Source organism: Schaalia sp., assembly GCF_050312375.1.
Taxonomy (GTDB): domain Bacteria; phylum Actinomycetota; class Actinomycetes; order Actinomycetales; family Actinomycetaceae; genus Pauljensenia; species Pauljensenia hyovaginalis.
The window spans coordinates 1-9652 of the sequence record NZ_JBNOYB010000075.1 but is presented as its reverse complement, the minus strand read 5'-3'; the positions used below and the strand labels follow the sequence as shown (position 1 = coordinate 9652).

Here is a 9652-nt window from a genome sequence, read left to right as displayed (position 1 = left end):
TTAGTGCGCCTCACGACGTGCAGCCATGAGGCGCCCCGATGAACGCGAGTGCTTCCGATCCTGGAACTCAGCCCTCGCGGTGCTTGGCCGCCTCGTGCTCCTTGAGGCGCTCGTAGGAGCGGCGGATCTCAGCTTCGGCCTCCTCGCGACCGACCCAGTGCGCGCCCTCGACCGACTTGCCGGGCTCGAGGTCCTTGTAGACCTCGAAGAAGTGCTGGATCTCGAGGCGGTGGAACTCCGAGACGTCCTCGATCTCCGTGCGCCACGAGGCCCGCTGGTCCGAAGCCGGCACGCAGAGCACCTTGTCGTCGCCGCCCTTCTCATCGGCCATGCGGAACATGCCGAGCGCCCGGCAGCGGATCACGCAGCCCGGGAAGGTCGGCTCCTCCAGCAGGACGAGCGCGTCGAGCGGGTCGCCGTCCTCGCCGAGGGTGTCGTCGATGAACCCGTAGTCGTCCGGGTAGCGGGTCGAGGTGAAGAGCATCCGATCCAGGCGGATGCGGCCCGTTTCATGGTCGATCTCGTACTTGTTCCGATTCCCCTTGGGGATCTCGATCGTGACATCGAATTCCACCGCGTCCTCCTTGTTCTGGCCCGCGGAGCGCGGGTGTCGGATCAGTCCATTCGTGCCTGTGCCGCTAGTGTGTTGGTGATGAACCCCGGAAGGAGGCCCATGCGGCGCAGAACTGCTGGTGCGATTGTAGGCACTTCGGTCCTCGCTCTGGGACTTATGGGGTATGGCGCGGCTGACTTCGCGGGTAAGGTCCCCGGTTTCCTCTCGCCTTCCCAGGCTCCGGTCCTGAGCGCCCCGCCCGCCTTCCCGAAGGCCTCGCCCCTCGAGGGCGCCGGGATGAGGATCCCCGAGGGGATCCCCGTCGACCCGGGGACGATCGCCCCGCTCTGGGCGCCCGTTCGTGAAGCCGCAGCCGGCGGCGACTGGTCCTCGTGGGGCATCGTCCTCGACGCGGGAACGGGCGAGGTGCTCTTCGAGGAGGCCGCAGCCGATGCGCATACTCCCGCATCGACCGCGAAGCTGCTGACCGCATTTGCGGCCCTCAGTTCATTCAACCCCTCTAAGACCCTGTCGACCTCGCTCCTCGCTTCGGGATCATCACTGCATCTGACCTCCGAGGGCGATCTTCTCCTGGGCCGGGGCGCCTCCGATCCCGAATCCGTTCCCGGGCGCGCGGGCATCGCCGACCTCGCGCTGAAGGCCGCCGCCGCCCTGAGCGCAGCGGGCGTGTCCTCGGCGAGCCTGTCGTGGGACGCCCCGCCCTTCACGGGCGAGGATCGTCTGAGCGCACTCATCGCCCAGGAGACCCGCGACTACGTCGGGCCGACGGCCTCCATGGCGATCGGGGCGGGCCGTGCGGGCGATTCGGACATCGGTTTCCTCGACGACCCCGCTCGCGCAGTCGCCGCGACCCTCGCGGATGCGCTCGCGGCGCAGGGCGTCGCGGTGAGCCTGGAGGGCCCGGCGCCGACCCCCGAGGGATTCGAGCCCCTCGCCACGATCGAATCGGCGACGGTCGCCGAACAGCTCCGCTGGATGCTCCACACCTCGGACAACACCCTGGCCGAGCAGTACTGCCGCCTCGCGGCCCGCGCCGGTGGCGCCGAACCCTCCTTCGACGGGGCGACCGGATTCATCCGCCAGACCCTGGAGGGCGCGGGCGTATCGACCGAGGGCCTCGCCCTCGAGGATTGCTCGGGACTGTCGACCGGCGATCGGGTGAGCGCGAGAACCCTCGCCGAGGCGCTGCGGACGGCGGCCGCGTCCACCGGCGCCCTTGCGGATCTTCCGCGCTCCCTGCCCTGGGCGGGCCTGAACGGCACGATGCAGAGGCGGATGCTCGAGGGCCGGGCCTTCGCGAACGCGCAGGCGAAGACCGGTTCCCTCGGAGCGGTGGCGAGCCTCGCGGGGATCGTCGAAACGACGACGGGCAGGCTCCTGGTCTTCGCAGTGGGCGCGGACGGCGTCCCCGATCACGGCGCCGCATCGACGAGGCCGGTCCTGGACGGCTTCATCGCCTCGCTCGCGGCCCTGTGACCGCCGGGGCTGGCCGCACCGGGCCTGGAAGCTGCGGCCTGCGGCCGGACCGAGCCCGCCGCGGCCGCCGGGCCTCCCGGGATCCTCGAGCGTGCGGGCACCGCGCTCGGCCCGCGCTTTGTAAGCTATGACCATGCCGATCCCGATGTCCGCAACCGCCATGGCCAAGGCCATGAACGCCGTGTCGTACGCGGGGCCGCAGACCTCGCCCGCCTCGGCCTCAGGCATGTCGAAGCGCCTCCTTCGGGCCGCGGCCTGGTCCGCCCCGCGGATCGCGGGCCTCTCCGGCCTCGACGAGGCGGGCGCCGTCGAGGACTCGAGGGTCCTCCTGCTCGATCGGCACGCCCTCGCGATCCGCCTGGCGCGCATCCTGGACGAGGCCGCTCCCCTCGAATCCGTCGATCATGCGCGCAAGCGCCTGCGCGTCCTGCGCCTCGTCGCCACGCGCGCGACGGGCCTGTGGGACCCGTGGACGCGCACGCGGATCCTGGTGCCGCCGAACGCCCTGGCCGCCGCGCACCGCTATTCGCTGGATCAGTCGGATTGGTCGAAGTGGGTGGCCCTGAGGACGGGGCTGCTCGGCGCGCTCGTCCTGCGCGCCCCCTTCCTCGTCGCCCCCGATGCGAGGGTCGAGGCCCTGCTGGAACGACTGGTGCTGGCCGAAGCCCTCGCCGACGCGATGATGGCGTCGATCACTCCGGCCCGCCTGCCCTCCGTGGAATGGCTCCGCCACCACGGGCCCTCACCCTCGCTCGCGGGCTCCATTGCGACGAGGATCGGAGTGTCGAGCCCCCTCCTGGACGAGCGCCATCGGATCCCCTCTTTCGCCCTCGAGGTCGTGCGCTCCGGGCGGCTGGACCTCCTGCTCGCGGCGCCCGAGAAGCTGCCCGACGCGGCCGAACTCATCCGGCCCGATGCGTGGGCCGCGCGTGTCTCCTGAATCCCCGGCGTCCCGGATCGTCGGCCCGAATCCGCGCGGGGCGATCGGGAGGGTCTCGCTCGCCGTTCGTCGAGCGCTGAGAGGCTGCCCCGCCGGGGGGAGCGCGCTGGTCGCCCTGTCCGGCGGCGCGGATTCCCTCGCGCTCGCGCTCGCGGTCATCGATGCGGGGACGAGGGCGGGGCTGCAAGTCGTCACGGTGACGGTGGATCATGCTCTCAGGCCCGAGTCCGCTCGCGAAGCGGCCCGCGCCGCCGAGATGGCCGAGCGGCTCGGCGCACGGGCCAGGGTCGTTCGCGTCGAGGTCGGGGATGAGGGCGGTCCCGAGGGGGCCGCCCGCTCGGCGCGCCTGGCCGCCCTCGCGCAGTGCGCCCGCGTCGAGGCCGCGCCGGTCCTCCTCGGTCACACCATGGACGATCAGGCGGAGACCGTGCTGCTCAGGCTCGCCCGCGGTTCGGGGGCTTCGAGCCTGCGGGCGATGAGCCCCGATATCACCGACGAGGGCGGCGTCCGATGGATCCGGCCGCTGCTCGGGGTGCGTCGGGCAGACACCCGCGGGGCGTGCGCGCAAGCGGGGCTGACATGGATCGAGGACCCGTCGAATGAGCCCGAGGGCCCCTGGCGCGCCGAAGACGGGTCGCCCCTGCGCAGGGCGGCCGTGCGGGCGCACGCGATCCCGATGCTCGCCGAGGCCCTCAAGACCGATCCGATCCCCGCCCTGGCCAGGAGCGCCGAGCTCGCCTCGCGGGACGACGAGGCCCTCGAACTGTGGGCCTCCCGGGAGTGGGGGCGCGCCCGGCGCACGGTCCGGGTTCATGACGGGGACGCGCCCGCGCTGTCGCTTCACGCCCTCGAAGGCCTTCCCCGCGCCGTGCGGACCCGGATCGAACGCCGCTTCGCCCTCGAAGCCGGAGCGAGGCCCTCGGCGCTGTCCTCCATCCACATCGACGCCCTCGATGCACTCGTGACCGACTGGCACGGTCAGGGCCCGCTCGACCTTCCGGGGGTCATGGTCAAGCGGATGCGCGACCCGCGGGGCCTTCCCGTCCTCGTGACCGTGCGCCCCTGAGGCGCCGCGCGGCGAGTCCGGGCCCGCACCGCGCCTCGCAGGAGGCCTCGCGTCGCCGCCGTGCGGGCAAGTGTGGCAGTCTTGACCGTAGGGCCCTCGTGACGAGGGCGCACGACCGGAAAGAGGGGACCGCGTGGACACCACGGATATGGGCGACGATCTCAAGGACGTCCTCATCACCGCTGACCAGCTCGATCAGCGCCTCCAGGAGATGGCCGCGGACATCGACAGGGACTACGCGGGCAAGGAGATCCTCCTCGTCGGCGTCCTTCGCGGGGCGGTCATGGTGATGGCCGATCTGTCGCGCAAGATCCACACTCCTTCGCAGATGGACTGGATGGCCGTCTCCTCATACGGCTCGGGGACGAAATCCTCGGGGGTCGTGCGCATCCTCAAGGACCTCGATCAGGACGTGACCGGCCGTGACGTGCTCATCGTCGAGGACATCATCGATTCCGGTCTGACGCTCTCCTGGCTCCGGGCGAACCTCTTGTCGAGGGGCGCGAACTCGGTGAGGATCGCGACCGCGCTGCGCAAGCCCGCCGCCGCGAAGGTCGATGTCGATGTCGCGTACGTCGGCTTCGAGATCCCCGACGAGTTCGTCGTCGGTTACGGCCTCGACTACGCCGAGAAGTATCGGAACCTGCCCTTCGTCGGGACGCTCGCCCCGCACGTCTACGCGCACTGAAAGGCCTGGCCGGATGGCGGATGTGAAACAGAAGCGTATCAATTGGGCGTGGATCCTCGTCCCGCTCCTCGTCTTGTCGATCGGGGGCTGGTTCGTGTGGCAGACCTTCCAGCCCAAACAGGTCGACACCTCGGAGGGCCTGGAGATCCTCAAGGGGCAGACGATCGAACGCGTCGTCCTCAATGAGGCGACACAGCAGGTGAACCTCATTCTCAAGGAGAGCTACACCCACAAGTCGACGGGCCTGGGGGACCGGACCGCCGAACTCGGCAAGTCGGTCTACTTCACCTACTCCTATTCGCAGACCGAGGACATCCTCACGGCGGTTTCCAAGGCGGAGCCCGCGAAGGGGTGGAACGCCCTGAGGCCGCAGGGCTCCCTGTTCTCGGCGATCCTGCAGATGGTCGTCCCGATCCTCCTGCTCCTGGGAGCCTTCTGGTTCCTCATGAGCCGGATGTCCGGATCGAAGATGCTCGGCGGCTTCGCCCAGTCGAAGGCCAAGGAGTTCAATCAGGAGCGCCCGGACATCACCTTCGCCGATGTGGCCGGCGAGGACGAAGCGGTGGAGGAGCTCGAGGAGATCCGCGAGTTCCTCGCCTCCCCGGACAAGTTCCATCGCGTCGGCGCGCGGATCCCCCGCGGCGTCCTCCTCTACGGCCCTCCCGGAACCGGCAAGACCCTCCTCGCCAAGGCGGTCGCCGGCGAGGCTCACGCCCCCTTCTTCTCGATCTCGGGCTCGGAGTTCATGGAGCTCTACGTCGGCGTCGGCGCCTCCCGCGTCCGCGACCTCTTCGACCGGGCGAAGAAGGCCGCGCCCGCGATCATCTTCGTCGACGAGATCGATGCGGTCGGCCGTCACCGCGGCTCCGGGATCGGCGGAGGCAACGATGAGCGCGAGCAGACGCTCAACCAGCTGCTCGTCGAGATGGACGGCTTCGACGAACGGGCGAACATCATCCTGATCGCCGCGACCAACCGCCCCGACATCCTCGACCCCGCCCTGCTGCGCCCGGGCCGCTTCGATCGGCAGATCGCCGTCGAGGCCCCCGATCTCAAGGGCCGTGAGGCGATCCTCAAGGTGCACGCCGCCGGCAAGCCGATGACAGGCGACGTCGACCTCCACCAGATCGCCAAGCGGACCCCCGGTTTCACGGGCGCCGATCTGGCGAACGTGCTCAACGAGGCGGCGCTGCTCACGGCCCGCTCCAACGCCGACCTCATCGACGATCGTGCGATCGATGAGGCGATCGACCGGGTCATCGCGGGCCCGCAGAAGCGGACCCGCGTGATGAACGACCACGACAAGGCGGTGACCGCCTACCACGAGGGCGGGCACGCCCTGTGCGCGGCCGCCCTGCGCTACACGGATCCCGTGACGAAGGTGACGATCCTTCCCCGAGGGCGGGCGCTGGGTTACACGATGGTGATGCCGACCGAGGACCGTTACAACAAGACTCGCAATCAGCTGCTCGACGACCTCGTGTACTCGATGGGCGGGCGGGTCGCCGAGGAGATCGTCTTCCGCGATCCCTCGACGGGGCCGGCCAACGACATCCAGCAGGCGACGAAGACGGCCCGCGCGATGGTCACCGACTACGGCATGTCCTCGCGGGTCGGCCTGGTCAAGCTCGGCACCACCGACACCGAGGCCTTCGGCCACGGCTCGGGTGCCGAGCAGCGGGCCTTCTCCGATGAGATGGCCTCGATCATCGATGATGAGGTGCGGCTCCTGCTCGACGCGGCGATGCGCGAGGCATGGGAGATCCTCACGAAGAACCGCGACATCCTCGACCGGCTCGCCGAGCGCCTCCTCGAGGAGGAGACCCTTGATGAGGCCCAGCTGGCCGAGATCTTCGCCGATGTGAGGAAGCAGGACGAACGCCCGGTGTGGAACTACGGGGCGGAGGCCGCGATCGAGGGCGCCAGGCTCGGCGACCCGGTCGGCCTCGAGCGCGCGCCCGAGCCCCCGGCCGTGGGCGAAGGCGAGGAGGCTGTGAGCGAAGGCGAGGGCGCGGGCGAATGACCTACGACCTGGAAGCCGTCGAGAAGGCGACCGCCGACCTGCTCGCGGCGATCGGCGAGGATCCGACCCGGGAGGGCCTCGTCGACACCCCCGCGCGGGTCGCGCGCGCCTGGCGTGAGATGCTCGTCGGACTCGAGGAGGACCCGAAGGAGTACCTGAGGACGCAGTTCACCGCGGGCACGGACGAGCTCGTCCTCGTCCGCGACATCACCTTCCATTCGGTGTGCGAGCATCACCTGCTGCCCTTCCACGGGCGCGCGCACGTCGGGTACATCCCGCGGGGCGGTCGCGTCACCGGCCTGTCGAAACTCGCGAGGGTCGTCGAGGGCTACGCCCGCCGCCCGCAGGTCCAGGAACGCCTCACGGCGCAGATCGCCGATGCGATCGACGAGGTCCTTAATCCGCAGGGCGTCACCGTGGTCATCGAGGCCGAGCACATGTGCATGTCCATGCGCGGCGTGTCCAAGCCGGGATCCTCCACCGTGACCTCGGCCCTGCGGGGCATCATGAACGACGGGACGACGCGCGCCGAGATGATGGCCCTCGTCCTGGGGGGACGGCGGGACCGGTGAGGATCGGCGGACCGCGGCTCTCCTCGGGACTCGTGCTTCCCGAGGATCGGACCCTCATCATGGGCATCCTCAACGTCACCCCCGACTCCTTCTCCGACGGGGGCCGCTTCTCGACGCTCGAGGCCGCCCTCGCCCACGCGCGCGGCATGATCTCCGAGGGCGCGCACATCGTCGACGTGGGCGGGGAATCCACGCGGCCCGGCTCGACGAGGATCGATGCCGACGAGGAGTGGGCGCGCATCGCGACGGTGGTCGCCGAGCTCGCCGCGGAGGGGGTCGTCGTGTCCGTCGATACGCTTCACGCCTCCACGGCCCGTAAGGCGGCCGATGCGGGAGCCGCGATCATCAACGACGTCTCGGGCGGCCGCTGGGACCCGGACATGCTCGACGTGGTCGCGGACTCGGACTGCGCCTGCATCATCCAGCACTTCCGGGCGCTTCCCGGCCCGGAGGAGGATTTCGACTACGGGGACGACCTCATGGGCGCCCTCTCGGATCGCTTGAGCGCCCAGGTCGAGCGCGCCCTGAGCAGGGGGATCGGCGAGGAGAGGATCGTCACCGATCCGGGATTGGGATTCTCCCTGACCGACGCCCAGTCCGCGGAGATCCTCGATAACCTGGGCCGTTTGAAGGACCTCGGCTACCCTGTCCTCATCGGAGCCTCCCGCAAGCGCTTCGTCAAGGCGATGGGCGGCGACCGCGACGAGCGGACCGCCGAGATCACCGCGAAGTGCGCGCGGGCGGGCATATGGGCGGTCCGCGTACACGAGATCGTCGGGAACGCGCGTGCCGCACGGGAAGGGAATGAGGACCTGGGATGAGCCGTCCACTCGACGTCATCGCTCTGCGCGGGCTATCGGCGAGGGCGATCCACGGCGTCCTCCCCGAGGAGCACGTGGCACCCCAGCCCTTCGTCGTCGACCTCGCCCTGTGGGTCGACGGCAGTGATGCCGCGCGCAGTGACGACATCGCCAAGACGGTCTCCTACGCCGAAGTCGCCGATGTCGTCGCGACGATCGTGAAGGGGCCCGCGGTCCGTCTCATCGAGACCCTCGCCCACAGGATCGCCGATGCGATCGTCTCCATGGAGCGCGTCCACGGGGTCGAAGTGACCGTCCACAAGCCGGAGGCCCCGATCCGTCAGGTTTTCGCCGACGTGTCCGTCACGGTCCGTGCGGGTCGCTGCGGTGAGTCCGGGGGCGCCGTGGAGCTGAGCCGCGAGGCCCTCGAGGCCCCCTCCCTTCCCGAGACGCCCTCCCTTCCCGCGGCTCGCGCTCTTCCCGATGTCCGGCTCGTCCCTGAAGCTCGCGCCCTTCCCGCGGTTCGCGTCGTGCTCGCCCTCGGCGGCAACATCGGCGACGCCCCGAAGACCCTGGCCGATGCGGTCGAGCGCCTCATCGACGATCCGCGCATCGACGTGCTCGACGTTTCGCCCCTCCTGAGGACGATGCCGGTCCTCGCGCCGGGGCAGGCGCCCCAGGACGACTACTGGAACGCCGTCGTACTCGCATCGACCGCCCTCGGCCCGCGCGAAGTGCTCGCACTCGCGCACGAGCTCGAGGCCTCGGCGAAGCGCGAACGCCTCGAGCGCTGGGGCGCGAGGACCCTCGACGTCGACCTCATCGACTACGCGGGGATCGAGATGTCCGAAGCGGATCTCACCCTCCCGCACCCGCGCGCCCGCACCCGGGCCTTCGTGCTGGCCCCCTGGTCCGTCATCGATCCGCAGGCCCGACTCGGCGGGGAACGGGTCGCCGAGCTCCTCGCGCGCGCCCCCGACGTCGAGGGCATCATCGACGCCGTCGACGATTGGCTCGGCGATCCCGGGACGATCATGGCCGAGTCGGACGCTCTCATCGCCCAGGCCCTGGAGGAGAACGCGGCCGCGACCGCGGTGCGGCCGGCCGATCAGCACCCGGCGGCCCCGCTCGAGTCCCCCCGCGCGAGCACGGGCGGGAAATCGCGTCTCGATCTCCTGCCCGAAGAATCCCGGCTGGGCCTCGCCCCCTCGGAGGACTCCCAGGACCTCGTATGGCGCCAACTGTGGGAACGGTGGTCGGCCCCGATCGACATGACGCAAACGCGGACGAGCGCCGCTCCTGCGCCCGCCGGCTCAACAGCGTCCCCGCGCTTCTCGGGATCGACTGCGTCCCTTCCGCCCGCCGGATCGGCCCCCGGGCGGCCGACTCCGGCGCGCGAAGAACCGGGATCGCGGGCCGTGCCCGTATTCGAGGAGGCGTCGGCGACCACCGCCGCGCCAGCCGAAGGGGCCGAGGCCGACGCGCCGAAGCGCCGCCCGCGCTGGCTCAGTCA

General features: G+C 70.5%; 9 protein-coding genes. 8 read left to right on the top strand and 1 reads right to left on the bottom strand.

The features are described from left to right. Positions 1-67: 67 nt before the first annotated feature. Positions 68-574: an inorganic diphosphatase gene (locus tag ACQY7V_RS06020; protein WP_184451728.1), complete on the bottom strand. Its 507-nt coding sequence runs from the start codon at positions 572-574 to the stop codon at positions 68-70. A gap of 99 nt (positions 575-673) precedes the next feature. Between ACQY7V_RS06020 and dacB the strand changes: the two genes are divergently transcribed. The 8 genes from dacB to folB form a co-directional block, all read left to right on the top strand. Continuing rightward, the gene (gene dacB / locus ACQY7V_RS06015) at positions 674-2050 is read left to right on the top strand and encodes a D-alanyl-D-alanine carboxypeptidase/D-alanyl-D-alanine endopeptidase (RefSeq protein ID WP_428639346.1); all 1377 of its coding nucleotides are present in this window, start codon (positions 674-676) and stop codon (positions 2048-2050) included. Between the two features lie 133 nt (positions 2051-2183). Further along, complete coding sequence (locus ACQY7V_RS06010) at positions 2184-2990, top strand: hypothetical protein (protein WP_303772881.1); 807 nt, start codon at positions 2184-2186, stop codon at positions 2988-2990. Beyond that, positions 2980-4056 carry a tRNA lysidine(34) synthetase TilS gene (gene tilS / locus ACQY7V_RS06005; protein WP_428639343.1) on the top strand — a complete coding sequence of 359 codons (1077 nt, stop codon included), beginning with the start codon at positions 2980-2982 and terminating at the stop codon, positions 4054-4056. The genes ACQY7V_RS06010 and tilS overlap by 11 nt, the downstream gene beginning before the upstream one ends. A 133-nt stretch (positions 4057-4189) precedes the next feature. Then, positions 4190-4744, top strand: a complete 555-nt coding sequence (gene hpt / locus ACQY7V_RS06000) for a hypoxanthine phosphoribosyltransferase (RefSeq protein WP_235361786.1) — start codon at positions 4190-4192, stop codon at positions 4742-4744. Between the two features lie 13 nt (positions 4745-4757). Further along, a complete protein-coding gene (gene ftsH, locus ACQY7V_RS05995; RefSeq protein WP_303778392.1) occupies positions 4758-6767 on the top strand; it encodes an ATP-dependent zinc metalloprotease FtsH in 2010 nt (669 codons plus the stop codon). Beyond that, positions 6764-7339 (top strand): GTP cyclohydrolase I FolE, encoded by a 576-nt coding sequence (gene folE / locus ACQY7V_RS05990; protein WP_154475197.1) that lies wholly within the window; start codon positions 6764-6766, stop codon positions 7337-7339. The genes ftsH and folE overlap by 4 nt, the downstream gene beginning before the upstream one ends. A 59-nt stretch (positions 7340-7398) precedes the next feature. Continuing rightward, complete coding sequence (gene folP, locus ACQY7V_RS05985) at positions 7399-8160, top strand: dihydropteroate synthase (protein WP_303774863.1); 762 nt, start codon at positions 7399-7401, stop codon at positions 8158-8160. Beyond that, on the top strand, positions 8157-9652 hold a 1496-nt coding region (gene folB, locus ACQY7V_RS05980), incomplete at its 3' end, for a dihydroneopterin aldolase (RefSeq protein WP_428639340.1). The genes folP and folB, both read left to right, overlap by 4 nt.

Coding starts and splice junctions, on each gene's coding strand:
- dacB (WP_428639346.1), top strand. CDS start 674: ATGCGGCGCAGAACTGCTGGTGCGATTGTAGGCACTTCGGTCCTCGCT.
- ACQY7V_RS06010 (WP_303772881.1), top strand. CDS start 2,184: ATGCCGATCCCGATGTCCGCAACCGCCATGGCCAAGGCCATGAACGCC.
- ftsH (WP_303778392.1), top strand. CDS start 4,758: ATGGCGGATGTGAAACAGAAGCGTATCAATTGGGCGTGGATCCTCGTC.
- folE (WP_154475197.1), top strand. CDS start 6,764: ATGACCTACGACCTGGAAGCCGTCGAGAAGGCGACCGCCGACCTGCTC.
- folP (WP_303774863.1), top strand. CDS start 7,399: ATGGGCATCCTCAACGTCACCCCCGACTCCTTCTCCGACGGGGGCCGC.